The organism is Citrobacter amalonaticus, assembly GCF_001559075.2.
GTDB lineage: Bacteria > Pseudomonadota > Gammaproteobacteria > Enterobacterales > Enterobacteriaceae > Citrobacter_A > Citrobacter_A amalonaticus_F.
Genome location: NZ_CP014015.2, coordinates 3,243,859 through 3,270,751 on the forward strand (window position 1 = coordinate 3,243,859; position 26,893 = coordinate 3,270,751).

The window sequence follows — 26,893 nt, forward strand, 5'->3', positions numbered from 1 at the left end:
AGGGGGAGGTTGATGGTCGGCTTTGTGCCAGGAGCGGACATTTGTGACCAGTTAATCATGCCAGCAAGATCTTAACGAAGGCATCCCAGCGGTCTTCGATGTTGTCTTTGTTGATAGGGAGCAGCGTTTTGCGCATCGTTATCCCATCAATGGCCGCGAGATCTGCGTCTTTTTTTACCAGGTCTGGCGCGAACCAGAGTTTAAGCGTGTGCGGATCGATGGCACATAGTCCCGCGTCAAAGAGCTTGTGGATATCAGCGCGCAGCAGCAGACCGTTTTTAAAGCTCGCGCCACCTTTGCGAGCGTGGGCTTTAAGGTGTGCGGCTTCGCAGCGTACCGCAATGGCATTCGTGTAGACGCAACGGCCACCGCAGTTAAGCATCACATCTTCACGGAATTTCCCCTGATCACGACGGCGACGGCCATAGAAGGGTACATCTTCTTTATGTTCGCGTTCTTCAGCCAGCGACCGTTCGGCTCGAGGTTCTTCAGCCTGGGGTTCTTCGGCCACCACGGGTTCAGGTTTGACCGCATTCGGTTCTTCCCAGGTTCCCAGGAACATGGCAACGCGCTGGGGCATTTTGACACGATTCAAAATCCCAAGGTGCGCTTTTTCCCAGGCCAGGAATTCTTCCAAACGACTTGCTGGACAACCATGTTTAAGCGCTGGATGGGGGGATTCCTTTTTGACTGGAGCGGGCGCGGGAGCAGATAACGTCGTGCTACTACTGCCTGTGCTGTAGCTGCTGCGGCCACCCACATGGCGTTTAACCGAATTTCCTTCGACCAGGATTTGCTTGTCCTCGTCGATCTGACGCTGGAAGAATGCCTCAATTTGGGTGTAGTTCAGCTTGAAGTGGCGCATAACTGCGCCACGGAAAGCCAAACGAACTTCTTCGTTACGATTTGGCGGGCAAGCACGGTCAACGCGCTGGGAAGCATAGGTATCATTCCCCCAGGCTTGCGTACCGTAACGGCTAAATATGACCGTCCAGTTTTTCCCCGATTGGCTGCGATAAACCTTACCATCGCAGACGAACACGAACGGAGACGAAATAATAAACCCGTGAACTTCCATAGCCATTTTAATCCACCTCAACCAGCTTTTTTTCCAGTCCACTCCTTCGAGATCGACCTTGCCAACTTATTTCTGTCAACAATTGCCGTAAGCATAAATGTAGTGACCTGCATTTGAAATCGGTTCGACCTGCATTTACGATTAGCTTGACCCGCTCCCCGTTCGTTAACACATAGCAACGTTAGTAATGCATCCTACGCGGTAATAACAATTGCGAGCTTCCGCTACTCGCTCTTAGCTACCTGTCAACGTGGTCAATATCCTTTACCGCAGCCGAGGTGTACAAAATATCACCTTAACGTACAATAATTTTCGATATCCAAACTGACCCCTAAGCGAACAGCAGAAATTTGCACTAATCTGCCAACTTAAAAGATGACTATCGAAGTCGTCGCTATTCATTCATTAGTTTTTCAGAACAGGTTTTTAACAACGCACTTAACTCTTACCTTCAAGTCTCACAATCAGCGAACGTAAAAAATCCATGAACCGCTGAGCTGGAGCTGACAGGGATTGTCCGGCGTTGGTTACCACGCCGACGTCCATGTAGGTGATACAGTCTTCAATCGTCCGACGAATGACGCGCTGACCGTTTAGCGACCAGGGGCGATAGACCAAGTTGGATAAGATTGTGATACCGTTGCCCTGGGCTACGAGGCTGCGAACGGTTTCAAAGGAGTTACTGCGAAACTGGACGGAGGGCTGATAGCCAGCGTGCTGCCAGATATTGGTGATCACCTTGGGATATTGATCGGTTTCCAGCATCAAAAATGGCAGCTTCACGATATCCCTCAGGCGGATAACAGACTGACTCAGCAAAGCGTGTCCCGGGGCAATCCAAAGCTGGCGTAGCGATCGAATAATGGTTTCGACCTCCAGATCACTGTCGCGCTGTATGTTCGATGTGAGCAGTAGACAAAAATCAACCTGCTGCTGGCGCAGAGCAGCCAGCAGGTCAGGCGCTGTAGCCTCGAAATAGTCAATTTCCAGTAAGGGGAAACGGCTTTCAATGTCACTCAGTATCTCTGGTAGTAGGTAAGCCGAAAGTGTCTGAGCTATCCCTATCCGCACTTTCCCGGCAGTGGTTTCCGGTTGACGATGCAAATCCTCCAAGGCGATGTAGCTGTTGCTGATGATTGTGCGGGCATGCGTCAGAAAGCGATCACCGGCCAAAGTAAGCCGGATCCCTTTTGGCTGACGCAGAAAGAGCTGTACATCAAGCGCCTCTTCCAGATTACGTAACGCGACAGTCATGGAAGACTGCGAAACGTGACAACGGCTGGCAGCTTTAGAAACTTGCAATGTTTCTGATAATGCTATGTAAAACTCAAGTTGCCTGAGGGTAAATTTCATAGTTTAAAACGATGCCGTCTGAGCAAAAAATTATATTAGCATCTCTATTTTCATCGCGGTAATGTTCTAGGTAACAAAATGTATTATTAAGGGGTATGACTATGCCTTATTTCTTACTAACTCTCGCTGCATGCTTTTGGGGCGGAAATTATGTGGTAGGACATCTGTTAGTCAGTCTTGTTGATCCTGTTCTATTATCCTCTGCTCGCTGGATATTTACTGCCATATTGCTGGTTGCACTCTATTACAGGCAGATTCGCGGGCAATGGAATGCTATGCAACGTTCTTTTCACATAATCACCTTTCTAGCTTTGTTTGGACAGGTATTATTCCCACTGACTCTGTATGTTGGCCTGCAATATACCTCCTCGCTTAATGCTGCCATTTATTTATCTACTACTCCAGCATTGGTCTTATTGATCAATAAAAATATTTTCAAAGAAAAAATAACAATTCAGAATATCGTTGGCGTTATTATCAGCTCTTTCGGTGTGATCTGTCTGGTGATGCAGGGGGACTTATGGCACCTGGACACCCTAAAGCATCTCAATCGTGGCGATCTGTGGACGATGGGCTCGGCAGCAAGCTGGGCGGTATATTGCGCGTTTCTACGTCTTAAGCCTCGTGAAGTGGGGGGAAATGCGTTTGTAGCCGTTAGCGCGACGATAGGTGCTGTAGTGCTTCTTCCAATATTGATTTTCTCTATGGCAAAAAATGGTATTCCGCCGCTTGCCGAATTTAGCCACAGCAGTTTGGTTATTGGTCTGCTGTACCTGATTATTTTTCCGTCGTGGCTCTCGTATTTGTTATGGAATAAAGGTATTCAGGCAATTGGTGCGACGCGTGGAGAAGTGTTTTCCCATTTTATCCCACTGAGTGGTGGTTTATTCAGCGTGATGTTTCTTAGTGAACCATTGCATTTATATCATCTGGTCAGCGCATTACTGATTGTCTGCGGTATTGCACTATGCTCAGGCAAATCAGCGAAACGAGCATTCAACTAATTTTTTCTTGCTCGGCAATTGTTACACGCTTATGCCTGAAATATATATTTTTAACGGAGAAAAAATAGCAGGAGGCTTTCTGCCAGTATGTTTACCGGACCATACACCTGGCATACAGGGTTTAGCATCGATGCGAATGATGAATACTTATTAATTTGGGGAGATATTGTGCATTATCCTCATATTCAGTCAGCACAACCGGATGTTTCAATCTTATTCGACAGTGACCCTGCTCAGGCCAAGAAAACAAAAAAATGCATCATGAGAAAGGCTGCCAATGAAAAACTGATTATTGCAGGTATGCATATGAGTCAGTCAGGGTTGCCTGCGTGCCTCGAAAGGGTAGTGGATACCGCATTTTCGAAAGCGAAAAATGAATGAGAATACCCTACGGGTTTATTCAGAACAGCACTTTTCAGTGTACTCCATTATCTGCTTCTGGCACAAAATGGGAGAGAAAAATGAATCGAAAGTCTGCTCTGAGCATGGTGTGTGGAGGGGAGGCACTAACCACCACTATTAATATTGCGCTATATTAATCAATTGGAAGAAACTCAATTTAAGCATTTACGCTTACTTTATACTAAGATGCTTTAAGGTATCATTTAAGGCAAAGACGGATTTATCAACATGAACAGAACAGAACGACTTCTCGAATTGCTACAGATTTTAAGGTCGCGAAGATACCCGATCACAGCATTTTCACTCTCAGAAAGGTTAGGAATAAGTGTTCGCTCCATTTATAGAGATATAAGAACGCTACAGCATCAAGGAGTGTGTATTGAAGGTTGTGCTGGAATTGGTTATATCGTTAAATCTGATTTTCATTTGCCCCCCTTAAATCTTTCCCATGACGAGATCAATGCTATTACACTTGGATTAAATTGGGTGTCTAATAATACAGATGGTGACTTCAAAAAAACCGCAAGGGCTGCACTTGCAAAAATACACTCTGTCATTCCCGGTGAGTTAAAAAACCTGATCGAGAATCAATCCTATATCACAGGTCCTTCAGAAAATAATGTGATTTTTTTTAAAAATATCCACGATGCTATAAAAAATCAAATGAGAGTAAAAATAAATTATTGTGACAAGAAGGATGTTTTATCTTTTAGAGTCATTTGGCCCATCGCATTAGTATATATGGAGTCATGTTGGCTTTTGGTTGCATGGTGTGAAATGAGAAATGATTTTCGTCATTTTAGGGTTGATAAAATTCAAACATTCTTACAACTGGGTTCTACTTATAGTGAGAGTAGATTGATTTTATTGAAAAAATGGAGAGAGAAAGAAAAGATCGGCGTGGAGAGCGAGTACTGACAAAAACTGTCACAGCTAATTTGTATACTGCTTCCAGATATAAGGCTCACATCCACTTCAATGAGGGTATTATGAATTTCAAGAATAAAGTAGCAGTTATAACAGGAAGCACCACAGGGATAGGTGAAGTTGTCGCAGAGCAATTACACAAAAATGGTGCAAAAGTTGTTATTGTATCCCGCTCATCAGAGGAGGCTAAACAAAAAGCAGAACTATTATCCTCACATGGACCTCAAGCGCTTGGGATCGGATGTGATGTATCACAGCCAGAACAAGTACGACAAATGATAGATGACGTTATAAAAAAATTCGGCAGACTTGATTATGCTGTAAATAATGCAGGTTTAACAGGTGAGCATGATAAAAACATAACAGAGCAAACTGTCGATAATTGGGATAAGGTTATTGCCACCTCATTAAGCGGTGTTTTTTACTGTCTAAAATACGAAATACCTCAGATGATGAAGTCTGGTGGTTCCATCGTTAATTTATCTGCAGTTAATGGTCTGGTTGGCATTCCTGGGTTGGCACCTTACACCGCAGCTAAACATGGTATAATCGGACTAACCCAATCTGCAGCACTAGAGTTTGCATGCAAAGGCATTCGAATCAATGCAGTCGCCCCAGGGTATGTCCAAACCACGCGAATGAGTGAATTCCCAGAAAACATCTTACGCAGTTTCGCAAATAGCCACCCTATGAAAAGAATGGCAAAAATGCAGGAAGTGGCAAATTTCATATTATTTCTACTGTCAGATAATTCAGCGTTCTGTACTGGAGGTGTTTATCCAATTGATGGGGGTTATTTAGCTGAATAAAATTAAATTTTACCGTAGCAATTGCCACATTGAGAGTGGTTTAAATAAATCCAATGGGAGCGACAGAATACCTGTGGTTAGCATTTATACTGCAGCGCTAATAACAAGCGAATTGACTGTGTGAATATTATTTTACTCCTTTGGTTCTTACTTCACGCCGTTAACTACGTCAGGTGTTGGATGTGAATTCAACAGGTCATAACAACGATATACTTACACTAATTATTTATGCTAATCAGAAATTTTCATTCGTTTAAACATCACACGCCTTCACTAGTATACATTAACTTCACAACTGAATAAGGTTATCACGATGAGTGAATTAATCCTCCCGGACTATCAGGATGTCGTGGCAGCGGCTGAACGTATCAACGGTTTCGCCCATAAAACGCCGGTTTTCACCTCAATCTCAGCCAACAATATGTCAGGGGCTAGGTTGTTTTTTAAATGTGAAAATTTCCAGCGTACTGGTGCCTTTAAATTCCGCGGAGCCATGAATGCGTTAGCGCAATTTTCTATGCAGCAAAAAAAGTATGGGGTGGTTGCTTTCTCATCTGGCAACCACGCTCAAGGCATAGCGCTATCAGCAAAACTGCTGGGGATACCGGCAACCATTGTTATGCCAAAGGATGCACCGGCAGCAAAAGTCGCTGCTACTAGGGGCTATGGTGCGGATGTGGTTATGTATGACCGTTATACCGAAGACCGCGAAGAGATTGGTCGGGCACTGGCAGAAAAACATAGTATGACTCTCATCCCCTCCTATGATCACCCGGATGTCATTGCCGGGCAAGGGACGGCAACCAAGGAGTTGTTTGAAGAAGTAGGCGAACTTGATGCGCTGTTTATCAGCCTCGGCGGTGGTGGTTTGCTGGCTGGTTCGGCACTAGTTGCACGTCATCTTTCGCCCTTATGCAAAATTTACGGTGTTGAACCGCAAGCAGGTAATGACGGACAACAATCGTTGCGCTGCGGAAAAATCGTTCATATCGAAACGCCGGAAACCATTGCTGATGGTGCTACGACGCAACATCTCGGCGAATACACCTTTCCGATCATTCAAAAAAAAGTTGATGATATCCTTACCGTCAGCGATGGCGAATTGGTTTCCTGTATGCGTTTTTTTGCCGAACGGATGAAAATGGTAGTGGAACCAGCTGGTTGTCTGGGTTTTGCCGCAGCATTAGCACATAAAGAACACCTGCAGGGGAAGCGTGTAGGGATTATCATCAGCGGCGGCAACGTCGATATCAGTCGTTACAGCCAGTTGATTACAGGATGAGTAATTCGCAAAGAACGCGGCTTTATTCGATTGATTACCGGCCGATTGGTTAACCAATCGGCCGGTTTTCGGGTGGAATAAGGGCACAGGTCTGTTATCTGAAAAACTGGATGGAAAAAGTTATGTTCTGGTGGTAGTAGCAGCCGAAGAGGCGGTAATATCCCACTATGATTCGGCTCAATATGAGCTATTGAGCCGAATCATGATCAGAGCATATTTTCCAGAAATTCGGCTTTCATAGTAGCTTCGAAGGGAATTATTTCAGCTTTAGCGATATTTAGCTTTTGGAACGGATCCTGCCTAAGACGTTCTTCCAATAATTCGGCACTGTCGCATTTTGCGATAATGATACCTCCATTACGTGGAACTCTTCTTCCTGAAGCTAAAAATACACCATCTGAGTAACCTTTTTTAAGCCATTCAATATGTTCTGGAATTTGAGAGTCAACTTGTTCAAGTGGTTTGATATAGGTTAAAACAACAATATAAATAATACTCATTATATTATTCCTAGGAAGGGATGTCTTGAAATAGTATCACTTTATAAGGTAAGGACTAAGTAACCCTATAACTTTCCACCATATTCGGGTCCGCGCCATGCCCATAGCGGTAGAGCCAACTAAGCTGAAGGGCCGCTTTGAGCTGTGAGTTCAACGGGTCGATGCAACGCTATCCTTAATCAAGGAGGACGTTCGTGAACAAGAGGCACAACTTTTCACCTTAGGGACCTAAATGTGGTCTGAAGCCCTACCGTACGAAAACGTACGCTAAGTACGTTTTTTGAACAGATAGTCATCAAGCCCTGCGACAATATGACCATCACAGAGGCCATTCATCCGTTTTTTCCGCTTGCTTCAGTGGCCTTAGCTGGCCTTTTGTTACCTGCTCCGTAAGTGTGAACGTGTCATTTCTCAGAGTAGGAAATGCGGTATCCATTACCAGCACTGAGAATGTTAGCAAACCCGGCCTGGCCTAAATGCATGCCTGCAATAATCAGTTTTTCCCTGACCGCTTTTTCCAGAATTTTCTTCCGTGTTTCTTCGGCCAGAGCGGGATCGGTGTCAAACAAAATGGAAACAGCCGGTTGTGCTGACTGAATATGAGGGTAATGGACGATGTCTCCCCATATTAATAAGCATTGAGCATCCGAATCAATGCGAAAGCCTGTATGTCCCGGCGTATGGCCTGGTAACCATACCGGGAGAATGCCATCTGCTATTTTATCCCCGTTAAAAAAACTCACGTTCTGCGCATAAGCGTGTAACGTCTGGCGGACCAGTCCAAAATTACGTTGCCCGCGCTCATTCGCTATTTTTAGTTTTTTATCATCCTGCCAGTGTTGCGCTTCGAGAGGATGAAGAATAATTTCAGCATGTTTATAGACTGGCCGTTTTTCAGCATCCAGCAGGCCACCAATATGATCCGGATGGCAGTGCGTCAATAAAACAGTATCCACGTCGTCAGGGCTGACGCCAGCGGCTGCAAGGTTTGCTTGAAGTTGCCCCCCCACGTTGTTCAGCGGTCCTGCGCCGGTATCAACCAAAATGACTCTTCCCCGACCGCGGATAAGGTAACAGTTTATATGGATATTGCCGGGCTCATCGATTCCGGCGTTATATTGAATGACGTCCGCATCAGCTTTTTCAATGCCTGACAGTAAATCCAGACTGGCTGACATAGTGCCGTCACTCAGCGCAGTTATCTGAAAATCTCCAATCTGACGGAATGGGAAGGGTTGATGGCTCATAAATACCTCTGGATTAGTTTCGGGCGAATATGTGTTCTGCCGGGTATGGTTTCTCTTTTAAAGCACTCTGCAACTGCGATGTAAGAGGCTCGTAGAGGTCCACCTCGGGCACATCTGTAAATCGCGAGGCAATTTCAGAAGGCAAAACGTATGCAACGCGATATTCAGGTGTTTTATCCAGGCCCACCGCCAGCATTTCCAGCCCACGATATCCCATTTCTGTATCTAAAAAGTCTATGGGTTTTGAGCTCAATAGCAGAATTTCATCAGAAGATATGTTTGGAGCAAGGTCTTCAGCTTCATACAGGTTACGATGCCAGTCAGTAATGCAGCTCTGCCAACGAGCGAAATTACCTCCTCCTTTTAAAAAGTAATCATCACGACTAAGAGTATCCGCATCTTTAACAGTATGAATGGCAAGGTAAACAGGGCAGCCGGGTGTGACGGCACGAAAGCGTTGAGATGTAGTGAACCCAGTAACAGATATCAATGCGGGCAATTTTTGCTGGTTGTAAAAGGCATTCCATTCTGCCTCGCTTTCAGAATCGTTATACGAGCATTCCACGGTATACCACATCAGTTCATCTCCACATGAGTCATAGACACAAGCAAAAACAGTTGCTCAATGATTTTTCATCATGCTACAAGCTGGTTATACGACTTAAAATCGATAATAAGTCACGAATTAGTGACATTCAGTCAATGAAATCAGATTGCAGGCTCAGAGCAGGGAACAGTTTTCATGCGCAGAAAAATACCCAGTAGTGCGTCACTTCAGGCTTTTGATGCCGCTGCAAGGCATGGTAATTTTGCCCGTGCTGCAGAGGAATTATCGTTAACGGAAGGGGCCATTAGCCGTCAGATTGCGCGACTTGAATCTTTGCTGAACTGTAAGTTGTTCGATCGTGTGGGAAGCAGGGTAAAGCTCAACCCTGTCGGCGCGCGGTATGCGCATCACGTACGTGAAACGCTCGACAGGTTAGAAAGGGATACGCACTACATAATGGGAATGCCAGAGGGTAGTAAGAGTCTGGATATCGCCGTCCTGCCAACCTTTTCCAGCCGTTGGCTTATTCCCCGCCTGAACGGCTTTAAATCTTCGTACCCGGACATAACGTTAAATATTGCTGCCAGAACCGATCCTTTCATTTTGCCCGGAAGTGGCTTTGACGCTGTGATTCATTTTGAACATTCCGCATGGGCAGGCATGCGTATGCAATTTCTGTTTCAGGAAAATCTGGTGCCCGTGTGCCATCCGGCACTGTTAACAAATAATGACGTCAATAAACAGCTAAACGAACTTCCGCGGATTCACCGTCGACAGAACCCTGATGCATGGCATCACTATGCCCGGGAAAGTGGGATACTTCTCGATAATCCGGCTCAGGGTGTTCGCTACGATCTTCATGAAATGGCCATCGCTGCCGTAATGGTGGGACAGGGCGTGGCACTGGTACCGCATATGTATATCGAGAATGAGTTGAGTCGTGGCATGCTTGTTTCGCCCTGGCCAGCATCAGAAAGCCTGAGCAAAAAATTCTGTTTAGTAAAACCGACGGAAACTGGAATAAATGAAGCGGCGCTAGAGAATTTTGAACGCTGGTTGCTTGCTGAAATGAATACGCTGGAAAGATCCTCTTAATGCCGAAGTATGACGTTACGTCCGCTTTTCGCTCACAACGGACCTTGGAATTGAAAGCAGAGGGACTACCTGACACAATTTTGTACAGTGAAGAGTCGGTCGTTGTTAACGTTCAGATTTTCAATGTCTCAATGACCATCCGCAGGGCGGGGGAGACGTTGCGATGAGGGTAATAGAGAAACAATCCCTCCATTCGCAGGCTGTAACGCTGCAACACCCTGATAAGCTTACCGTGTTCTAAATCATCCGCTATCAGTTCAACAGGAACATAGGCCAATCCTAAGCCCAACCGGGCGGCTTCTGCCTCCATATAGCTGTCAGATAAGGCCCATTGTCCTTCAGGACGATGGGTAATTTTTTTATCATCCTGATTGAGTTCCCACTGGTATACGCTGCCGTCGGCAAACTGATAGGCGATGCAGGGATGCGCCTTTAAATCCGCCGGGGTTTGCGGAAAACCATAGCGACGAAAATGTTCCGGAGTTCCTACAATCGCCATCTCCATATCGGGCGTGATGCGTACCGCGACCATACCCTGGCCGACTTCAGGCCCCAGGCGGACGCCGGCATCGAATCTTTCCTCGATGATATCCACGAACCGGCTCTCATTCATCAGTTCAAGCCTGATATCAGGATAGCGCTGTTTAAATACCGCAAGCTTTGGCAGCAGGCATTTATCAATCGCGTGCTGGCTGGCATTGATACGTACCGTACCGGAGGGCGTCTCACGGTAGTGCGCCAGCGTGGCAAGCCCACGATCTAACGTATCAAATCCAGATGCCGTCTTCTGGTAGAGCTGCTCGCCAGCTTGCGTCAGCGACAGTTTACGCGTGGTGCGCACCAGCAGCTGGACGCCCAGCCTTTCTTCAAGCTCGCGAACAGATCGGCTGACTCCTGACTGAGCAAGACCCAGCCGCTGAGCCGCTGCGGTGAAACTGCCTTCCCGCACCACCTGCATAAACAGGTACAGCTCGTTGTAGTTCTCCCTTTTCGCCATTGAAAAATCCCCCCTTCATGCCAGCAATCTCAGCATTCATTTATAACAATATGGTATCAATCTTAGCAATAATCGCCCCCTAATCAGCACTAATTCTGCTCACTATAATGACCCCATCAAAGCAAAGCACCGCAGCGTTGTCCGTTGGAAACCTGTATCTCTCTGTTGTTTTTTATGGGGATTTTTATGAAAGCCTTCACCCGAACGCTAAAAACCGCGATGCCGGCCATGCTGCTATTCGCATCATTAAGTGGAGTCACGACAATGAGTTATGCTGATTCAACCCATCCTAATGCCCCTGTGTCCATGACAGATAAATGGGATAAAACGTTCGCCGAGAGCCAGAAAGTCGAACATCGTAAAGTCTCGTTCCCGAACCGATATGGCATCACCTTAGTGGGCGATCTTTACCTGCCTAAAGACCGTGGCGATCGCAAGCTGGCGGCGATTGCGGTCAGTGGGCCATTTGGCGCAGTGAAAGAGCAATCCAGCGGCCTGTATGCGCAGACGCTGGCGGAACAAGGGTTTGTTACCCTGGCGTTCGATCCTTCTTACACCGGGGAAAGCGGCGGCTATCCGCGAAACATCGCCTCACCGGATATCAACACGGAAGATTTCAGCGCGGCCGTGGATTTCTTAGGTCTGCAAAAAGAGGTGGATCGCAACCGTATCGGGCTGCTCGGTATTTGTGGCTGGGGCGGCATGGCGCTTAACGATGCCGCGATGGATACCCGCGTTAAAGCGGTGGCTACCAGCGTGATGTATGACATGAGCCGGGCGATGGGTCATGGTGTGGGGGATGGCAAAGATCGTTATTCAACCGCCGATCGTCGTGCTGTTCTGCAGTATCTGAATGAACAGCGCTGGAAGGATGCGCAGAGCGGAACGTTCGCTCACGGTGGCCATGATATTAATGTCGACAGCAACGGCAAGGTCAGCGCGGGCGAGCGTATTCTGCCAGAAACGCTGCCGGCAAATCCTCATCCGGTACTGAAAGAGTTCTTCGATTACTATCGCATGCCGCGCGGCTTCCACGAACGTTCCGTTAACTCTACCGGGGCGTGGACGGCAACGATGCCGCTGTCATTTATGAATATGCCGCTGCTGAGCTACGCCAATGAAATCACCATCCCGACGCTGATTGTGACCGGTGAGAAAGCGCATTCACGCTATTTTGCTGAAGATGCTTACAAGGCTGTTGGCAGTAAAGACAAAGAGCTGGTGGTGGTGCCTGGGGCAAATCACGTGGACTTGTACGATAACGAGGCCGGAAAAATACCTTTCGCGAAATTCGAACAATTTTTCCAGACCAAACTGAAATAAACCCTCTCCTGAATTGATGCAAAGCCACCCGCCATAGAGGCCGGTGGCTTTTATCCTGACCTTCGTGAAATTTCACTATGTCGACGCTAAACCAAACACCATCACCTCATCATCAGCGCGCATACTGGGGCGGTATTTTTGCCATGACCCTGTGCGTGTTTGTGCTGATTGCTTCTGAATTTATGCCCGTCAGCCTGCTCACGCCGATTGCCCGTGACCTGGGCGTGACGGAGGGGTTGGCAGGGCAGGGGATTGCTATCTCCGGCACGCTGGCGGTTCTGACCAGCCTGACGCTTTCAACGCTAGCTGGAAAGATGAATCGTAAATTCCTGCTATTGGGAATGACGGTTCTGATGGCCGTATCGGGGCTTATTATTGCGCTGGCTTCCAGTTATCTGATGTATATGGTCGGTCGCGCGATGATTGGTGTGGCGATTGGCGGATTCTGGTCGATGTCTGCGGCAACGGCGATTCGTCTGGTGCCGCAGCAACAGGTCACGCGTGCGCTGGCGATTTTCAACGCCGGTAATGCGCTGGCGACGGTCGTGGCCGCGCCGCTGGGAAGCTATCTGGGTGCCACGGTCGGATGGCGAGGCGCTTTCTTGTGCCTGGTGCCTATCGCGGTTGTCGCCTTTATCTGGCAGTGCATCAGCCTGCCCGGCATGGATGCGAATAAAAGCCACACGTCACCTGGCGCGGTATTCCGCATACTTAGCCGCCGTGTGATTGCGGTTGGCATGCTGGCCTGTGGCCTGTTTTTCATGGGCCAGTTTACACTATTTACCTATGTGCGCCCGTTCCTGGAGTCGGTGACGCGGGTTGATTCCTCAGGTTTGTCGTTGATTTTGCTGATTATCGGCGTAACAGGTTTTATCGGCACGCTGGTTGTTTCGACATTCCTCAACAGAAAATTTTACCCCACGCTGATGGCCATACCCGGACTGATGGCCGCCATTGCCATCGGCCTGATGCTGACCGGGCATCAGCTCTGGACGGTTTCTCTGTTGTTAGGGTTCTGGGGCATGCTGGCCACTGCCGCGCCAACCGGATGGTGGGCATGGATTGCGCGTACGTTACCTGATAACGCTGAAGCCGGAGGCGGGCTCATGGTCGCGGTGATTCAGCTCTCCATCGCCCTTGGATCAACGGCAGGAGGCATCGTGTTTGACCACCTCGGTTGGCAGAGCACGTTTGCCATGAGTAGCGTGCTGCTCCTTTACGCCGGGGTACTGACATTTTTCACCGCCCGCCAGAAGGTCAGCACGTCTTAATCCGGCGAAGGCCCGCGCTCCAGAAACGTGGAAAGCGCAATATAGCTGCGTACGGAGCGTACGCCCTCAAGGCTCTGAATCTCCATCAGGAAATTTTCCAGCGATTCGGTATCGGCGGCGCGTACTTTGATAAAGACGCAGCCGTCGCCGGCAACGGTGTGCAACTCTTCCACTTCCTTGCGGCTGGTGAACTGCAAAAGGGCGCGTGTTGCTTGATAGCTACTGGTGTCGATAACCAGGAACGTTAACAGCGTCCGTCCCAACTTGCAGCCATCCAGGACCGCTACGGTACCCTTGATCACTCCATCGCGCTTCAGTCGTTTTACGCGATCGTGAACCGCCGGGGCTGATAAGTTCACAATCTCACTCAATTCCGTGTAGCTGCGACCTGCGTCCTCTGCCAGGGCACTTAATATTTTTCGGTCAATGGCATCCAGTTCCGCCGGTTTATGTCTTGTCTGCCGAATACTATCTTTTTCTTTATCAAATGCGCTCACAGGGCTTCTCAGTCTGAATGAAAATATGAATATACTTAATTCTACCTAATATTATTAAGCCACAAAACGAATAATGGAGTTGCAATGCCTATCGCACTTTTCGCCCTCGCCGTGGGCGCATTTGGTATCGGCCTGACGGAATTCGTCATCGCCGGGATCCTCCCACAAATCGCCGCAGAATTTAGCGTCAGTATCCCGAAAGCGGGAATGATGGCGACGTCATACGCGCTGGGCGTATTTATTGGTGCACCGCTGTTAACGATTGTCGGCGCGAAGATCCCCCGCAAGGCCATGCTGATTGCGCTGGCGGGTATCTTTACGATCGGTAATATCATGACGGCCATCGCGCCAACCATGGAGATTGCGATTGTCGGCCGTATTATCACCTCCTTTAATCACGGGGCCTTTTTTGGTATCGGTTCGATTATTGCCGCATCGCTGGTGGCGCCCGGGCGTCAGGCAAGCGCCATTGCCTTTATGTTTTCGGGGCTGACATTAGCCAATCTTCTCGGCGTTCCTGCGGGGACCTGGCTTGCACAGACCTTTAGCTGGCGGCTGGTATTCTGGATCATTGCCGGTATCGGGCTGCTGACGATGGCAAGTGTAACCCTGCTGGTTCCGCATATTGCGAGAGGCAAAGCGATTGCTTTACGTAACGAACTGAGAGCCTTTGTTGACCCGCAGGTGCTGCTGGTTATGGGGATCACGATTTTCGGCCCGGCTGCCTTTTTCACCTCGATTACCTACATTGCCCCTATGATGGTGCAGGAGGCCGGTTTCTCCTCAGGCGGCGTGGCAGGGTTAATGGTGCTGTTTGGTCTGGGGCTTGCCGTTGGCAACTGGATTGGTGGGCGCTTCGCTGACCGCTCTCTGTTTGGCACGCTATTCGTTACCCTCGCGGCTCAGGGGCTGGTGCTGCTGGTCTTCTGGGCGGGTGTTGAAAGCCAGTGGGTTGCCAGCATCTCAGTCTTCCTGATGGCGGCGTTCGGCTTCGCGACGGTCTCACCGATTCAGAAACTGGTAATGGAGCGCGCCAACCATGCGGGAGCTCCGACAATGGCGGCCTCGGTCAATATCGGCATGTTTAATCTGGGAAATGCGCTGGGGGCATGGGCCGGTGGGGTAACCATTGCTGCGGGTTTTGGACTGGCTTCTCCGAACTGGGCGGGCGCAATTCTGTCCTTCATTGCGTTGGGCCTCGCTGTTCTTGCGTGGCAAAGTGCGCGTAAAGGTTATATTTTGCCGGTACTTGAATAAGTTACACAAGGCGATGAGCGCCCACTATGGGTTGGGCGCTCTTTTAAACGATTTAGGTGATTTTCTAAAACGCCTACTGCAGATTTTTCTCCTTCAGGAATTGACTCACCAAATCAGCAATCTGCACATTATTGAGATCAGAGAACGGGAAGTGGGTATTCCCTTTGATTCCCACTTCAGGCAGATGTGTCACCGTGACATCCCCACCATGCTTGTTCACCACGTCACGCCACTCACGAGCCATCGCCAGCCTTACGCGCCAGCTGTCCTGCGCGGGCATGGCTACCGGTTTATCCGGTATGTTATCGCCGTAAATAATCAGAATCGGGATTTTGGTCAGTGCCATAAACTGCTCCATTGGCACAGGCTCACCCTTCAGCGTGTCGAACGCGCTTGGCATAGGGGCAGGGAGTTCTTTTTCCGGGAAGACAAAGCTGCTGCCAGGCTCGAAGGCGACAATGGCTTTGACCTTGTCATTTTTCATCGCCGTGTACCAGCCTGGTCCGCCACCCTGAGAGTGGGTGAAGAGGATAGCGGGGCCAGATTTATCCACGACGGCGGACATCGCATCAGAGATGACATTGATATCAAACGGCCCGGTGTTCGGGGTCATCTGACGGAAATACTGATTCAGTGCTTCTTTGTCGTGAGAGAACTGAACACCTTTAAAATATTCTGGCCACACGCCAACGCGGAACTGGTTGAACCACATTTGTTCATCCGGTTTAGGCGTAACCGTACCTTCTACCGTCGTGCGTCCGGCGCTGCCACGGCGTGGCTGATCGACAAGATAAGTTGAGAATCCGCGACGCAGGAATATGTTCTGGAACCCTTCGCGACCATCCGGCGTGCTTTCCCAGGTGCGGGAGAACTGACCTGCGCCGTGCAGCATGACGATAGGGTATTTATGCGGATTTTCCGGAATCTGGTAGAACACAGACGCATGATCGCCATGCCAGGTTTGGCCAGCAGAATCCAGCGGCTTTTTCGCGTCAAATGTTCCTGGGGCGGTGATGATAGTACCACCTGCAGAGAAGCTTCCCTGTTCCTGAATGACCAGCGGCTCGGCGTATACCGACTGAGTCACCAGGCCACCCGCCATTACGCAGATGGCCAGCGTTTTTAAGACAGTCTTCAAGATTACATCCTCTGTTATGTTTGCCGTTCAATCATATCTGAGTTGCCAGCGTGAATTATTTAGCACCCCTGATTGCCCTTATTTGGCAGACTCATGAATGCGCACGATTAGCCGCGTATCGTCTCTGACCAACTTACCTTATTTGCTGTCGAGCGCCTGCTGCAACGCCTTTTCAGCGCGCGTTGCTGCATCACTTTCGCCATGTTCACGCAGAACCTGTGCCAGCTGGCGCAGCTGCGCTGCCGTCAGGCCGACCCGCATGCTGGCTCGGGTATGCGACAGCAGTTGTGATTCGACGCCCGGCGTGGCCGCTAATGCGCCAACCGTTGCCAGCTCGCGGCTTTGCCAGTCGAGGTTATCGCGGGCGAAAATGTCGCCAAAAAGATGCGCTTGCAGGAACTGATTAATGACCGGGGAAAAATCAAACAGCGGGCCCTGGACGGGAGCGCCTGAGATTTTTGTCTGGTTTGCGGTACCGACACGGCGAAGCTCATCCCCGACAGGGACCGGGGCAACCGGTTCTTTACCCTCAACGTCTTCGATGCCACGTTGTTTACGTGCTTCGACGACCTTCATCAGTTCATTAAGCGCATTCAGGCTACGGGGGAAGCCCGTATAGGCATAAAGCTGGACGAGAATCTCTTTGGTTTCGTTTACCGTGAGTCCGGCATCCAGCCCCTGATTAAGCGTAGTATTCAGCTTATCCATCTGACTGCTGGCCATCGATGCGGCAATCAACGGGATGGCCTGTTGGCGGGCTGACAGCGTATCTGAAACCGTTTGTTCGTGGTTCATTTCTGAGGCTCCTTTGTTGACGGGCGCAGCATGTGCGGCGAGACCAGAACCAATGGTCAGCACTACTGCTGCCGCTAATGCTTTAATGGGCGTGGTATTGTTCATCTGTCACTTTCTCCATCCAGTTAACGCTTTTGCCATCCACAATCCCGGTTATCGCCAGATGCGTCATCGCGCTGCCAGGCGCCGCCCCGTGCCAGTGTTTGACGCCCGCCGGACAAGAAACAACATCGCCAGCGCGGATGACCTGCACCGGCTGCCCTTCTTGTTGGGTGAGCCCAACACCCGAGGTCACAATCAGCCGCTGACCTGCCGGATGCGTATGCCAGGCGGAACGAGCACCCGGTTCAAAGGTGACATAAGCCCCGGAAACAGGGATGTCGTTATCCGGCCTGAAGAGAGGATCAACCCGGACGCGACCGGTAAAGTTCTCGGCTGGCCCATCCACCGCGTTCTGACTTCCTGCGGGGGCGATATGGACAGGGGGATTTTGTTCCGCTGCCCAGGATGAAAATGTGACGAGGGGCAGTAACAGCCCGAGGTAACGTAAATGTCTGATCATGCAAAGCGTCCTTATCTACGATGATGGGGAGGGTCTGCAATGATTCTAATCAGGGTGACATGTCGTCAGACTGACGCCAGCCTGACAATTCTGTCAGTTAACCCCTATTGGGGTGACATTGCTTTGCATTTTCTAAAAATAAAAGACCAAAGCAAAAAGCGCGTCATTAAGGCAAATAAAACAATAATGGCCAGGTAGCGGAAATAAAAAAGAAGGGCAGATTCATCGTAATCGAAAAAGGAGAAATCGACCTTCATCAGCAAATAATCGAGATAGTCCTGGCTCAGTAATCCGTACAATCCCAGTAGTGCGATGAGTGAAAAAACACCAGGCATAATGATATTTGCAACGTGTGAGCTGCCGGAGATGTTCAGGACTCGGCAAAAAAACGTGGCCAGCATTTTCCAGTGCAACCCGATATGCAGCGCCAGAATGAGCATTCCCCAGTGGACCGACGTCATGTGTACTTTTCTGACCCAGTTCGCCGGGTTGTGGAACGGCAGCGCCAGAAGAATATGTCGGGACAGCATCATGCCAGAGATAATCGCGGTCAGGATGACAACGAATGTCACTGCGTTAATGACCCTGTTCACTCTCTGCATCGTTAACGGAATAGTCGGTGACAGTAACCATAGTCGATGTCGGTTAAGGTATAAATGCAACATGATGAGCAGCGTAAAAATAATCCCCGCCCATTCATGTACGATTTCACCGTGAAGGTGAAATCCCATCAGTACCAGCAGAAGTAACGTCATCAGCGTATCCTGCATGACCTGGAAAATATAAATTTTCTTCATGTCGATGGGTTAACGCTGTGGCTGGACTTGTTTTACCCATTGCTCAACCTGCGCGGGTACGTCAGGGCCTGAAATATCATTGCGCGAGATCGAGAGCGCACGAGTGACTAACCTGGCCTGCGGCTGCATACGGGCTATTTGTCGCAGGGAGTCAGCTAACCGGCTGCCGCCATGGGTGGTAAAGGGAATGACCGTTTTACCGGCAAAGTCATTTTGCTCAAAAAGGCTATATATCACCATTGGCATGGTGTACCACCAGATGGGATAGCCAACGTAAATGGTGTCGTAATTGCTGAGATCGGGGAGCGGCGTTTTGAGTGAGGGCCTGGCGTTAGTTTGCTGTTCCTTTTCGGCAACGCGTAACAGTGCATCATGCTGGCGAGGGTAGGGGGTAGCGGTTTCAATGCGAAACAGGTCGCCGTGAGTCTGCTTCTGAATCAGTTGTGCGATAAACTGCGTGCTACCGGTCTCTGGCATATTTTTTTGTAATACGCTGGCCCCGGAAAAACCATCCACGGCATCGGGCTTCATTTCCTCGGGCTGGGAAAACCAGATAATCAGCGTGCGGGATTGTACGGTTGAATCCTCTGATGCGAACGCGGGTTGCCCTAAAAACCCCATGACCATCATCGCCAGAAAACCGCTAACTAGTTTTTTTATTCTCACTGTTTCCTCCCTTTAATCAGCAGTGGTGAGTCCTGGCTGAGATTCTGGCGCAGGTAGCCTGACATCAGACTGACGGCTCTCTGACAATTTTGTCAGCAGGCTTAGCGCGTTGGTGTCCCGATTTTGTCTCCGATATCACTCTTTCTGTACGGATTGCATCAGGCTGTTTGGCAAGCGTCAGCCCAAAGGTATTGATACCGTTCTCGCTCCGGGCAAAGACATCTCCCCGGTGCATAATGGCGACGGCGCGGACGATCGACAGGCCCAGCCCATGGTGGGTATCACTTCTCGCCCGGGAGGTGTCAACGCGATAGAACCGCTCGAAAAGTCGGTGTAAGTGTTCTGGTGCTATCGGATCGCCCGGATTTGACACTTCAACACAGGCCTGATGACCTTTTTCGCTTAAGCGCACTGTAACCGTGCTATTGGACGGCGAATGCCTTGCGCTGTTTTCCAGTAAATTAGCCAGCGAGCGGTGGAACAGTCGCCGATCGATGTGCGCGGTCACATCTCCTTCAACATCCAGAGAAAGCTGTTTTTCCGCAAATGAGGGTTCAACATACTCGGCTGTTTTCAGGGTTTCTTCTCGCAGGGACACCTTAGTCAGCTGGGAGGCATGTTCACCCGCGTGGGCATGGGACAGGAACAGCATGTCGTTAACGATAGACGTCATGCGTTCCAGTTCTTCCAGATTGGAACCCAATAATTCTTCCAGTTCCTCATGCGAACGTCGGCGCGAGAGACCCAGTTGCGTCTGGCCGATAAGGTTGGTCAGCGGGGTACGGAGTTCATGCGCAACATCGGCGTTAAAGCTGTCAAGCTGACGCCAGGCGATTTCCTGACGTTCTAACACACCATTAAATGATGACGCCAGTTGCTGCAGTTCTTCGGGCAACGCGCGGGTATTCAGGCGCTGACCATGGTCTCCCGGTGCAAGATGCTCGGCCTCTTTACTGAGTGCGCCAACGGGGCGAAGACCGATCCTTGATACGATGTATCCCAGCAAGGCGACAATCACGACGCCCAGTGCGGCTATGATGAGCAGCGTCCGGGTGAAGGCATTCAGTGTGCCCATGTACGGCGTGGAGTCGATGGCAACAATATAGCGCAGCTCAGGCCTGTCACCGTTGGCGGGGATCGTTTTCACTAACAGAAACAGCGAGCAGGCACCTTCCGATGCGCCGGGCACTTTATTAAAGCCTTCCTGTAAAGAAGACCACTGAACACCCACCGGTGGTGTTCCTCCCATGCTAAAGCGTGGGTTATCGCTCACTATCCAGTAGCGAACGCGTTCACCTTCAGAATTGGTTAATACGGTGAATTTATTGGCCAACGTCGACCAGTCGTCAGCCGAGGTGCGTGCGGTGATCCACGGGCTCATTAATGATTCCCGGAATAAAAGCTCGTTGTGCATCTGCTTTTGCAAAGAGTCATGCAAAGAGCTTCTGAGCAGGATACCGATGACGGACACAATCAGCAGCGCGGATAAGGCAAACATCAGCGCCAGATGAACGGAAATGGAACGCTCAGGCATGCTTATCCCCTTCATTTATTCGGACCGGACTTCGAGGACATACCCCATGCCACGAACGGTATGCAGCAGTTTGATATCGAAAGGCGCATCCACTTTGGCTCGCAGGCGTTTAATGGCGACTTCAACCACGTTGGCATCGCTGTCAAAATTCATGTCCCATATCTGCTCCGCAATCATCATTTTTGACAGTATCTCTCCCTGATGCCGGGCCAGAAGGCTCAACAGGGAAAACTCTTTCGCGGTCAGTTCCAGCCGTGTTCCGCCACGAAATACGCGGCGAGCCAGTAAGTCGAGATGCAGATCGTGAATTTGCAGCTGGGTGATATCTGCGCCATCCGTAGCGCGGCGACGTACCAGTGCCTGAATACGCGCCACCAGCTCAATCAGCGAGAAGGGCTTGGGGAGGTAATCATCTGCGCCAAGGCGAAGCCCTTTAACGCGTTCATCGACCGAGCCGCGAGCCGAAAGCATCAGCACCGGCGTCTGTTTGGCTGCTCGCACACCCTCAAGTACCCGGTAACCATCCATCCCCGGCAGCATCACATCAAGGATTATCGCGTCGTAGTCGAACTCCAGCGCGTAATGAAGACCTTCAGCGCCGTCTGCAGAGACATCTACCGTAAATCCGGACTCGCTCAACGCACGGTTGAGATAGGTTGACGTTTTTTCTTCATCTTCGACCAATAGCAGCCTCATCCTGTTTCCTTCTTCGGTTATCCATTCGTATGCTGTTGAGGGTAATAATAGGCATTCGTTACCAACGGCTAGCTGACATTTTCCTGACAATTCGGTCAGTTAGGGATGCGGCGTAAACTGACAAAAATGTTATTTCCCCGTCACGATGCTGACAGCCCTCTCCGCCTACTCTGAGCCTGCAAATTTGATTCCGCGAGCCTGTATAACCAGGCCGAAACGCATCGGGAGAGACCATGAAATTCACGCTTATTAGTGCAATGCTACTCACGGCAATGGCTGGGGTGACCTCAGTCAATGCGGCTGATTACAAAAAAAATCCATTCACACTCGTCTATGACGAAGCCATCACCGAAAACGTCAAAGGCAAGGTCAATATTCATCCTGTGAAATACGATCTGCAGGGCATCCAGATTGCGGCGAATGTCTATACCCCTGCTAACTACGATCCCGCCAAAAAATACCCTGCGGTGGTGGTCGCGCATCCTAATGGCGGCGTAAAAGAACAGGTTGCCGGGCTGTATGCCCAGCGCCTCGCCGAGCAGGGCTACATTACGATTACCGCCGATGCGGCGTATCAGGGCGCCAGCGGTGGGATGCCGCGCAGCGTGGATAAACCCGCTAATCGCATTGAGGATATCCATGGCATGGCTGACTACATCAGTCAGTATCCTGGCGTCGATACCGCCCGCCTTGGCCTGCTGGGTATTTGCGGCGGCGGCGGGTATTCGCTGGTTGCGGCCGAAACAGACAAACGGTTTAAATCGATAGCAACCATCAGCATGTTTAATTCAGGCCTTGTGCGCCGCAACGGCATGCAGGATTCACAGCTGGATACTATCCAGCAGCGTCTTCAGCAGGCTTCGGATGCACGTGCTCAGGAAGCCGCCGGAGGAGAAGTGCTTTACTCCGGCGATGCCAACCTGACTGATGAACAGATTGCTAAATTACCTTTTGCCTTGTATCGCCAGGGCTACGAGTACTACTGGAAAACCCACGCCCACCCGAACTCCACGTTCAAATACACCACCAGCAGTCTGCTGGATTTTATGAGCTTTGACGTAACGGACCATATCAATCTCATCAATAAACCGCTGCTGATGATTGCCGGTACAAAAGCGGATACGCTCTATATGACTGAAGATGCGTTCGCGAAGGCCACCGGTACGAAGGACAAAGAACTCTTCCTGATCGAAGGCGCTACCCATATCGAGACCTATTGGGTGCCAAAATACGTTGATGAGGCTTTGCAAAAGTTAGACGTCTTCTTCGATAAGAATATTTAGTTAGCCTCCGATGACGCCCCAGCCGCGCAGGCTGGGGTGTGTCCATCAGCTGTCGCCACTTTCCGCTGCCTTTCGCGGCGTATCGTCACGTGATGTACCCAGATTAACGAAGTTGCGGTTAAAGATAATTACGCTATTTAAATAGGCGCTATGAATGAAATTCATAGACCTAATCTGATGCAGGGAATGATAACGATGAGTCTGAGGTGTCAGGATGGATCGGGAGAGAGTGAATCGATCGCTTCACATTACGTTCAGGCGGAGAAGCAAATGTGTTCGCAAGAGCCTTTCTTCCATCTCTTATTTTTCTGCAATGTCCAGCATTACGGCAACCGTTGGCCTGGATCAGCAACCAGGCAGCTCTTTGCCATAATGCGGCGACGATGATCATCGCCAGCATCCGGCATGTCGATAAATACATTACTCTCTATAAAAGTCTGAAATATCGACCGTGTTTTCTTTCACTGATTCCATTGCAGAAATAAACGCATTTTCATGTTCTTCTTCATCCTCACGTGGTAGTGAGTTGCCATAGAAACGGCCATTTTTGTGAATGGCCAGCGAATCACTTTTCACCTGACCATTCACAATACCCTGCGCATTAATACTGACTTCGCCACCAATACAGTTGCCATTCAGCACGCCATCAATGGCGATAGCGTAAGCAATAATATCACCTTCAACGTGTCCGCTTTTTAAAATGTGGACCGTCTTCTCTGAGCGAATAATACCGTCAATACGACCATTGACGTGAATGTCACTGGTAGAGTTCAGTTCACCCTTAATAATGCAGGTTTCAGGAATAACAGCAACGGAGGGTTCCGTCTGTGCACTATGCGAAGGTTTTACCGTGATTTCTACATCGTCACCGAGGTAGGAGACCTGGGAAGAATTAAGCGATGATGCAATGTTAATATCTGCGTTGGTATCAGCAAAAGTCGTGTTTTGCCCTTTACGTTTAAACATGGTGCGGATCCCCGTCGATGATGAAAGTAAGTAAACAGCATAAATTAAACCACAGCTTAAAATAATTGCGGCAACAATCTTCCATCGAGACTTCAACGTGATGTAAAAATGTTGATCCCCTACGCCGTAATGGATGATGAGGTAAATCCAAAGCCCCCAAACCAACCACAGGAGGTTATATTGCATAAGCTTTTATGTCATCTCCTGTTTATATTTATAACTGTTAGTGTGTATTTTTACGGTATCAGTCAGAGACTTATTTCACAATAAAAAATAAACCATGCTTTATTCTGCTTGTAATAATTAAACCTTTTAAAAAATATCAACGCTATATTAACAATGGTGAAGGTGAAAGGAGTGGCTGAAAAGCTCCTGATTGCTCATTGCAACGTCTGAGATAATTTTTCTGCGATGTTTCAGAATGTATAGAGGGTCAATTTTTCGGATTTTTATTCCCTTTTGGTGATGAATTTTGTGCAGTAGTTTGAATTTTTGGCGATGAGGATCGGCATGGACAGAGAGTGTTTATCCGATAGCGGGCAAGGCGTTATCGGACAGAAGAGAGAAGATTGACGGTCAACCATGTTGTCACAGAAGTGGACTGGCGGAGCGCAGAAAGTAATATAAATGTTAAAAAGATGTATCGATGAAAAATCAGTCAAGATAAGCCGCTGTTTTTTTTAGGATGAATCTTAGTGCTGGCGGTGCTGAGGAGGGAGGCTACGGCACGGGGAGCAGGCCAGTCAGGCCTGCTCTTTCGGCAAACTCAAGGTAAACCGGGTCACGTTCGCATCCGAAGTCACCGACACTTTTCCGTGGTGTGCAGTCACAATCGATTTCACGATCGCCAGTCCGATGCCGCTACCTTCGCCTTTGCGCTGGCGGGACGGATCCACGCGATAAAAGCGATCAAACAACCGTGGTAAATGTTCGGCAGGGATGAGCGTTCCCGGGTTTTCAATGATGATGTGCACCTGTTCGTCCGCCTCTGTCAGGCGGACGGTAATGGTCTGGCCCGATGGTGTGTAGCGCATCGCGTTGGAGAGGAGATTGCTGATCGCCCGGCGCAGCATCCCGGGATCGCCGGAAACCAGACATGGACGCCCTTCAAAATGCAATCCGACTTCCCGTTCTTCCGCCAGCGCCTCAAAAAAGTCGAACACTTTACTGACTTCATCCGCCAGATTGATCGCTTTTTTCTCCGGGATCAGCTGGTTGTTATCGGCCTGCGCCAGAAACAGCATATCGCTGACCATTTTCGCCATATGGCTAAATTCTTCGAGGTTGGAATAGAGCACTTCTTCCAGCTCCTTCTGGCTACGGGGCTGGCTGAGGACAATTTCCGTTTGCGTCACCAGGTTGGTGATAGGGGTACGGATCTCATGGGCAATATCAGCAGAAAAATTGGACTGGCGGGTAAAAACGTCTTCGATACGCTCGATCATGTGATTAAACGAGAGCACCAGCCGTTCCAGTTCAATAGGCACCGACCGGGGATCCAGACGTACGTCGAGATCTTTCGAGGTGATATTTTGTATCTGTCGGCTGACGCTACGGATCGGTTCGTGGCCTTTATAAACGGCAAACAGCACGATAAAAATGATCAACATGCTGATGATCGAGGCGGTCATGATCAGCTTGTTTTTCAGATCGTTAATGTAATGCAGGTGAAAATCGATCGACAGCGCCAGATACAGGGTATAGGCCGGTTTACCGTCTACCAGCGGCCCGACCGGCAGGCGGATCATGCGCCAACTGGAATGGGTGCCGTGCCCTGCCATCTGCATCGACGGACCGTTAATCAAATAGACGTTGCCGCCCGGAACGGTTTTATCCACCGTGGCATGGGCAAGAAACTGGCGGATATCCGGCATATGAGGGGAATGAAAAAGCGCCTGCTGGTTAGCATCTTCCAGCGAAATAATGACGTTTGAGTAGCCGGCCACCACGTTTTTCAGGATCTCCAGACGGCGGGATTCCGGCTCGTCGGAGGGGCCAAGGATACGTTCGAGGGTGGCGCTGATTTCAGTTAAATCGTTGATGTCTTGTTCGGCAAAATGCACTCTGACCGACTGAATCATGATCCAGGCAAAGGCAAAAAAGGAGGCAATGGTCGCGAGGCTGATAAAAAAGGTCAGGCGCGTCGCCAGCGAAAAAGGGCGGGATAACCGCTTACTGACCATCCGGCACCTCAAGCACATATCCCACGCCACGCACGGTCTGAATCAGCTTAGGCTCAAAGTCGTTATCAATTTTGCCGCGCAGGCGCTTCACGGCCACGTCGATGGCGTTGGTATCGCTGTCAAAATTCATGTCCCACACCTGAGAGGCAATCAGCGAGCGGGGCAAAACTTCCCCCTGGTGGCGTAAGAAAAACTCCAGCAGGGTAAATTCTTTGCTGGTGAGTGTGATGCGGGTGCCGCTACGACTCACTTTGCGGCTCACCAGGTCAACAATCAGATCGGCCACCTGAAACTGGCTTTCGACAATCACCGCCGCCCCCCGGCGTAGCAGCGTTCTGACGCGCGCCAGCAGTTCGGCAAAGGCAAATGGCTTAACCAGATAATCATCCGCCCCTAACTCCAGCCCTTTCACCCGATGTTCAATCGTTCCCAGTGCGGTAAGCAGCAGAATCGGCATGCCCTTATTCGCGGCACGTAGCATCCGGACAATATCCCAGCCGTTGACGTCGGGCAGCATGATGTCAAGGATGAGCAGGTCATAATCGCCGGTCATCGCCAGGTGATAGCCGTTCAGACCGTTGTCGGCAAGATCGACAACAAAGCCCGCTTCCGTCAGCCCTTTGGTCAGGTATTCACCGGTTTTTTTCTCATCTTCGACAATCAAAATCTTCAATACGTCCTCCT

General features: G+C 49.6%; 27 protein-coding genes. 10 read left to right on the top strand and 17 right to left on the bottom strand.

Annotated features, from left to right (window positions below):
• Positions 1–55: 55 nt before the first annotated feature.
• Together AL479_RS24060 and AL479_RS15650 are read right to left on the bottom strand one after the other, a co-directional pair.
• Complete coding sequence (locus tag AL479_RS24060) at positions 56–1,084, bottom strand: HNH endonuclease signature motif containing protein (protein ID WP_224397248.1); 1,029 nt, start codon at positions 1,082–1,084, stop codon at positions 56–58.
• A 432-nt stretch (positions 1,085–1,516) separates the two neighbouring features.
• Positions 1,517–2,431 (bottom strand): LysR family transcriptional regulator, encoded by a 915-nt coding sequence (locus AL479_RS15650; RefSeq protein ID WP_061076718.1) that lies wholly within the window; start codon positions 2,429–2,431, stop codon positions 1,517–1,519.
• 101 nt (positions 2,432–2,532) lie between these two features.
• Here AL479_RS15650 and AL479_RS15655 point away from each other — a divergent pair, with 101 nt between their 5' ends.
• The 5 genes from AL479_RS15655 (at position 2,533) to AL479_RS15675 (ending at position 6,855) form a co-directional block, all read left to right on the top strand.
• Positions 2,533–3,435 carry a DMT family transporter gene (locus AL479_RS15655; RefSeq protein WP_061076719.1) on the top strand — a complete coding sequence of 301 codons (903 nt, stop codon included), beginning with the start codon at positions 2,533–2,535 and terminating at the stop codon, positions 3,433–3,435.
• 87 nt (positions 3,436–3,522) lie between these two features.
• Positions 3,523–3,816 carry a hypothetical protein gene (locus AL479_RS15660; RefSeq protein ID WP_061076720.1) on the top strand — a complete coding sequence of 98 codons (294 nt, stop codon included), beginning with the start codon at positions 3,523–3,525 and terminating at the stop codon, positions 3,814–3,816.
• A gap of 249 nt (positions 3,817–4,065) precedes the next feature.
• A complete protein-coding gene (locus AL479_RS15665; RefSeq protein ID WP_061076721.1) occupies positions 4,066–4,755 on the top strand; it encodes a helix-turn-helix transcriptional regulator in 690 nt (229 codons plus the stop codon).
• A gap of 71 nt (positions 4,756–4,826) precedes the next feature.
• Positions 4,827–5,573, top strand: coding sequence for an SDR family NAD(P)-dependent oxidoreductase (locus AL479_RS15670; RefSeq protein ID WP_061076722.1), 747 nt, complete (start codon positions 4,827–4,829; stop codon positions 5,571–5,573).
• A gap of 313 nt (positions 5,574–5,886) precedes the next feature.
• Positions 5,887–6,855: a threo-3-hydroxy-L-aspartate ammonia-lyase gene (locus AL479_RS15675; protein ID WP_061076723.1), complete on the top strand. Its 969-nt coding sequence runs from the start codon at positions 5,887–5,889 to the stop codon at positions 6,853–6,855.
• A gap of 206 nt (positions 6,856–7,061) precedes the next feature.
• Here the strand turns inward: AL479_RS15675 and AL479_RS15680 are convergent, their stop codons facing one another.
• The 3 genes from AL479_RS15680 to AL479_RS15690 form a co-directional block, all read right to left on the bottom strand.
• Complete coding sequence (locus tag AL479_RS15680; RefSeq protein ID WP_061076724.1) at positions 7,062–7,355, bottom strand: YciI family protein; 294 nt, start codon at positions 7,353–7,355, stop codon at positions 7,062–7,064.
• Positions 7,356–7,759: 404 nt separating this feature from the next.
• On the bottom strand, positions 7,760–8,602 hold the full coding sequence (locus AL479_RS15685) for an MBL fold metallo-hydrolase (protein ID WP_061076725.1): 843 nt from the start codon (positions 8,600–8,602) through the stop codon (positions 7,760–7,762).
• A 13-nt stretch (positions 8,603–8,615) separates the two neighbouring features.
• Entirely contained in the window at positions 8,616–9,179 is a 564-nt protein-coding gene (locus AL479_RS15690) for a hypothetical protein (protein ID WP_061076726.1), read from the bottom strand.
• Between the two features lie 165 nt (positions 9,180–9,344).
• On the opposite strand from AL479_RS15690, the gene AL479_RS15695 reads away from it, so the two are divergent.
• Positions 9,345–10,244 (top strand): LysR substrate-binding domain-containing protein, encoded by a 900-nt coding sequence (locus AL479_RS15695; protein ID WP_061076727.1) that lies wholly within the window; start codon positions 9,345–9,347, stop codon positions 10,242–10,244.
• A gap of 112 nt (positions 10,245–10,356) precedes the next feature.
• Here AL479_RS15695 and AL479_RS15700 read toward each other — a convergent pair whose 3' ends face one another.
• Positions 10,357–11,241, bottom strand: coding sequence for a LysR family transcriptional regulator (locus AL479_RS15700; RefSeq protein WP_061076728.1), 885 nt, complete (start codon positions 11,239–11,241; stop codon positions 10,357–10,359).
• 264 nt (positions 11,242–11,505) lie between these two features.
• On the opposite strand from AL479_RS15700, the gene AL479_RS15705 reads away from it, so the two are divergent.
• Positions 11,506–12,564, top strand: a complete 1,059-nt coding sequence (locus tag AL479_RS15705; RefSeq protein WP_146109677.1) for an alpha/beta hydrolase — start codon at positions 11,506–11,508, stop codon at positions 12,562–12,564.
• A gap of 143 nt (positions 12,565–12,707) precedes the next feature.
• Positions 12,708–13,835 carry an MFS transporter gene (locus AL479_RS15710; RefSeq protein WP_061076730.1) on the top strand — a complete coding sequence of 376 codons (1,128 nt, stop codon included), beginning with the start codon at positions 12,708–12,710 and terminating at the stop codon, positions 13,833–13,835.
• On the opposite strand, the gene AL479_RS15715 is transcribed toward AL479_RS15710, so the two are convergent.
• A complete protein-coding gene (locus AL479_RS15715) occupies positions 13,832–14,332 on the bottom strand; it encodes an Lrp/AsnC family transcriptional regulator (RefSeq protein ID WP_192477856.1) in 501 nt (166 codons plus the stop codon). The genes AL479_RS15710 and AL479_RS15715 overlap by 4 nt on opposite strands.
• Positions 14,333–14,416: 84 nt before the next feature.
• Here AL479_RS15715 and AL479_RS15720 point away from each other — a divergent pair, with 84 nt between their 5' ends.
• Complete coding sequence (locus AL479_RS15720; RefSeq protein ID WP_061076732.1) at positions 14,417–15,589, top strand: MFS transporter; 1,173 nt, start codon at positions 14,417–14,419, stop codon at positions 15,587–15,589.
• A 73-nt stretch (positions 15,590–15,662) separates the two neighbouring features.
• Here the strand turns inward: AL479_RS15720 and AL479_RS15725 are convergent, their stop codons facing one another.
• The 7 genes from AL479_RS15725 to AL479_RS15755 form a co-directional block, all read right to left on the bottom strand.
• Complete coding sequence (locus AL479_RS15725) at positions 15,663–16,727, bottom strand: alpha/beta hydrolase (RefSeq protein WP_061076733.1); 1,065 nt, start codon at positions 16,725–16,727, stop codon at positions 15,663–15,665.
• Positions 16,728–16,865: 138 nt separating this feature from the next.
• Positions 16,866–17,627 (bottom strand): carboxymuconolactone decarboxylase family protein, encoded by a 762-nt coding sequence (locus tag AL479_RS15730; protein ID WP_061076734.1) that lies wholly within the window; start codon positions 17,625–17,627, stop codon positions 16,866–16,868.
• Complete coding sequence (locus AL479_RS15735) at positions 17,605–18,084, bottom strand: cupin domain-containing protein (protein WP_061076735.1); 480 nt, start codon at positions 18,082–18,084, stop codon at positions 17,605–17,607. The genes AL479_RS15730 and AL479_RS15735 overlap by 23 nt, the downstream gene beginning before the upstream one ends.
• Before the next feature lie 104 nt (positions 18,085–18,188).
• On the bottom strand, positions 18,189–18,839 hold the full coding sequence (locus AL479_RS15740; RefSeq protein WP_061077991.1) for a DUF4405 domain-containing protein: 651 nt from the start codon (positions 18,837–18,839) through the stop codon (positions 18,189–18,191).
• 51 nt (positions 18,840–18,890) lie between these two features.
• Positions 18,891–19,508, bottom strand: coding sequence for a flavodoxin (locus AL479_RS15745; RefSeq protein WP_225851911.1), 618 nt, complete (start codon positions 19,506–19,508; stop codon positions 18,891–18,893).
• A gap of 103 nt (positions 19,509–19,611) precedes the next feature.
• Positions 19,612–21,081: a heavy metal sensor histidine kinase gene (locus AL479_RS15750; protein WP_061076737.1), complete on the bottom strand. Its 1,470-nt coding sequence runs from the start codon at positions 21,079–21,081 to the stop codon at positions 19,612–19,614.
• A 15-nt stretch (positions 21,082–21,096) separates the two neighbouring features.
• Positions 21,097–21,777, bottom strand: a complete 681-nt coding sequence (locus AL479_RS15755) for a heavy metal response regulator transcription factor (protein ID WP_061076738.1) — start codon at positions 21,775–21,777, stop codon at positions 21,097–21,099.
• Between the two features lie 233 nt (positions 21,778–22,010).
• Between AL479_RS15755 and AL479_RS15760 the strand changes: the two genes are divergently transcribed.
• A complete protein-coding gene (locus AL479_RS15760) occupies positions 22,011–23,060 on the top strand; it encodes an alpha/beta hydrolase (RefSeq protein ID WP_061076739.1) in 1,050 nt (349 codons plus the stop codon).
• 420 nt (positions 23,061–23,480) lie between these two features.
• Here AL479_RS15760 and AL479_RS15765 read toward each other — a convergent pair whose 3' ends face one another.
• From AL479_RS15765 to cusR, 3 genes are all read right to left on the bottom strand, one after another.
• The gene (locus tag AL479_RS15765; protein ID WP_061076740.1) at positions 23,481–24,212 is read right to left on the bottom strand and encodes a bactofilin family protein; all 732 of its coding nucleotides are present in this window, start codon (positions 24,210–24,212) and stop codon (positions 23,481–23,483) included.
• A 557-nt stretch (positions 24,213–24,769) separates the two neighbouring features.
• Complete coding sequence (locus AL479_RS15770; RefSeq protein WP_061076741.1) at positions 24,770–26,209, bottom strand: Cu(+)/Ag(+) sensor histidine kinase; 1,440 nt, start codon at positions 26,207–26,209, stop codon at positions 24,770–24,772.
• Positions 26,199–26,882 carry a copper response regulator transcription factor CusR gene (cusR, locus tag AL479_RS15775; RefSeq protein WP_061076742.1) on the bottom strand — a complete coding sequence of 228 codons (684 nt, stop codon included), beginning with the start codon at positions 26,880–26,882 and terminating at the stop codon, positions 26,199–26,201. The genes AL479_RS15770 and cusR overlap by 11 nt, the downstream gene beginning before the upstream one ends.
• Between the last annotated feature and the right edge of the window lie 11 nt (positions 26,883–26,893).

Bases quoted from the DNA above. Each gene is read 5' to 3' on its own strand.
- AL479_RS15680 (WP_061076724.1), bottom strand. From the start codon at position 7,355: ATGAGTATTATTTATATTGTTGTTTTAACCTATATCAAACCACTTGAA.
- AL479_RS15665 (WP_061076721.1), top strand. From the start codon at position 4,066: ATGAACAGAACAGAACGACTTCTCGAATTGCTACAGATTTTAAGGTCG.
- AL479_RS15675 (WP_061076723.1), top strand. From the start codon at position 5,887: ATGAGTGAATTAATCCTCCCGGACTATCAGGATGTCGTGGCAGCGGCT.
- AL479_RS15685 (WP_061076725.1), bottom strand. From the start codon at position 8,602: ATGAGCCATCAACCCTTCCCATTCCGTCAGATTGGAGATTTTCAGATA.
- AL479_RS15750 (WP_061076737.1), bottom strand. From the start codon at position 21,081: ATGCCTGAGCGTTCCATTTCCGTTCATCTGGCGCTGATGTTTGCCTTA.
- AL479_RS15735 (WP_061076735.1), bottom strand. From the start codon at position 18,084: ATGATCAGACATTTACGTTACCTCGGGCTGTTACTGCCCCTCGTCACA.
- AL479_RS15705 (WP_146109677.1), top strand. From the start codon at position 11,506: ATGAGTTATGCTGATTCAACCCATCCTAATGCCCCTGTGTCCATGACA.
- AL479_RS15690 (WP_061076726.1), bottom strand. From the start codon at position 9,179: ATGTGGTATACCGTGGAATGCTCGTATAACGATTCTGAAAGCGAGGCA.
- AL479_RS15700 (WP_061076728.1), bottom strand. From the start codon at position 11,241: ATGGCGAAAAGGGAGAACTACAACGAGCTGTACCTGTTTATGCAGGTG.
- AL479_RS15655 (WP_061076719.1), top strand. From the start codon at position 2,533: ATGCCTTATTTCTTACTAACTCTCGCTGCATGCTTTTGGGGCGGAAAT.
- AL479_RS15710 (WP_061076730.1), top strand. From the start codon at position 12,708: ATGACCCTGTGCGTGTTTGTGCTGATTGCTTCTGAATTTATGCCCGTC.
- AL479_RS15730 (WP_061076734.1), bottom strand. From the start codon at position 17,627: ATGAACAATACCACGCCCATTAAAGCATTAGCGGCAGCAGTAGTGCTG.
- AL479_RS15650 (WP_061076718.1), bottom strand. From the start codon at position 2,431: ATGAAATTTACCCTCAGGCAACTTGAGTTTTACATAGCATTATCAGAA.
- AL479_RS15740 (WP_061077991.1), bottom strand. From the start codon at position 18,839: ATGACGTTACTTCTGCTGGTACTGATGGGATTTCACCTTCACGGTGAA.
- AL479_RS15670 (WP_061076722.1), top strand. From the start codon at position 4,827: ATGAATTTCAAGAATAAAGTAGCAGTTATAACAGGAAGCACCACAGGG.
- AL479_RS24060 (WP_224397248.1), bottom strand. From the start codon at position 1,084: ATGGCTATGGAAGTTCACGGGTTTATTATTTCGTCTCCGTTCGTGTTC.
- AL479_RS15755 (WP_061076738.1), bottom strand. From the start codon at position 21,777: ATGAGGCTGCTATTGGTCGAAGATGAAGAAAAAACGTCAACCTATCTC.
- AL479_RS15720 (WP_061076732.1), top strand. From the start codon at position 14,417: ATGCCTATCGCACTTTTCGCCCTCGCCGTGGGCGCATTTGGTATCGGC.
- AL479_RS15660 (WP_061076720.1), top strand. From the start codon at position 3,523: ATGTTTACCGGACCATACACCTGGCATACAGGGTTTAGCATCGATGCG.
- AL479_RS15765 (WP_061076740.1), bottom strand. From the start codon at position 24,212: ATGCAATATAACCTCCTGTGGTTGGTTTGGGGGCTTTGGATTTACCTC.
- AL479_RS15760 (WP_061076739.1), top strand. From the start codon at position 22,011: ATGAAATTCACGCTTATTAGTGCAATGCTACTCACGGCAATGGCTGGG.
- AL479_RS15695 (WP_061076727.1), top strand. From the start codon at position 9,345: ATGCGCAGAAAAATACCCAGTAGTGCGTCACTTCAGGCTTTTGATGCC.
- AL479_RS15770 (WP_061076741.1), bottom strand. From the start codon at position 26,209: ATGGTCAGTAAGCGGTTATCCCGCCCTTTTTCGCTGGCGACGCGCCTG.
- AL479_RS15745 (WP_225851911.1), bottom strand. From the start codon at position 19,508: ATGGTCATGGGGTTTTTAGGGCAACCCGCGTTCGCATCAGAGGATTCA.